We start from the raw sequence: 1,011 nt of genomic DNA on the forward strand, positions 1-1,011 counted from the left end.
AGGACGGACAGGGGCACGGGGGCCGTTCCGCGGGCCGTTCCCCGGATGGCCGGGGCGGCGGCCCCGGGGGGCGGCCCGGCCGCCTCGTCCTGCCCCGTCGCCCCGGTCTGCCCGGCTCCGCCGGTCGCTTCCGCCACGGCCGTTCCGCCCTTCGCTCGTCGCCCGGCCGCGCTCCGCGTCGCCCGCGCCGGCCGGTGGGGTCGGAGGGGCGCGCGGTGGCGGCGTTCACGGTGATGGGCAACGAGGGCCGCGGCCGGTTTCATTCCGGCCGCGGGCTCGGGCGGGGTCGGGGGCCCGGGCGGGGCCGGGCTCGGGCGGGGCTCAGGGCAGGTAGCGCTCGGCCGCGGCCGGGCCCTCCTCCTCCAGCAGCTTCCTGGCCTTCTCCACGCGCTCGGGCGTGGGCTCGCGGCCGCTGAGCCGCACCAGGTCCTCGGGGTCGAGGGGCCTCTCCGCGCCGGTGTGCAGCAGCCGGTCGGGCGTGGGCTGGTCGGCGGGGTCGGTGGCCCGCCCCTGGCTCGACTCGCCCCGCTTCGGCCCCTTCTTCGGCGCTTCCGACGATTCCGATGATCCGGACATTACGGCACCTCCCTGCTGCCAGCGTAGGCGCTGCCCGCCGGGCCCGCACCCGCCCACCCGCCCCCCGGGGGGCGGGGCTCACAGCGGGGCGGTCAGCCCCTCGCGGCCCATGGCGTCCACGAACGCCGCCCAGGAGCCGGGGGCGAACGCCAGGCGCGGCCCGGCCGGAGCCTTGGAGTCGCGGACGGCCAGCCGGTTCCGGGCCGGGGACATCACTTCGAGACAGGCCCCGTTCCCGCCCGAATGCGAGGACTTGGTCCAGGTGTCGCTGCTGCCCTGCTCAATCGCCATGATCTCTCCGGAAGGTGTCGGTCGGCTCGAATGCCCCGTGACCGTACTAGTCCGGATCGCCATATGATGTGCCGCTTCACTCGACCGGATGGACCCTGCGAGGCCCCCCTCCCCACCGCGGCGACGGCGGTGTATTCTCCCCGG

At 77.0% G+C, this 1,011-nt stretch carries 2 protein-coding genes; both read right to left on the minus strand.

Annotated elements, in window-relative coordinates:
- Positions 1–321 precede the first annotated feature (321 nt).
- Positions 322–576 (minus strand): hypothetical protein, encoded by a 255-nt coding sequence (locus tag D7231_RS35985; protein WP_120760593.1) that lies wholly within the window; start codon positions 574–576, stop codon positions 322–324.
- Positions 577–654: 78 nt separating this feature from the next.
- Entirely contained in the window at positions 655–867 is a 213-nt protein-coding gene (locus D7231_RS35990) for a DUF397 domain-containing protein (protein WP_120760596.1), read from the minus strand.
- Positions 868–1,011 lie beyond the last annotated feature (144 nt).

This window comes from Streptomyces klenkii, from assembly GCF_003626645.1.
GTDB lineage: Bacteria > Actinomycetota > Actinomycetes > Streptomycetales > Streptomycetaceae > Streptomyces > Streptomyces klenkii.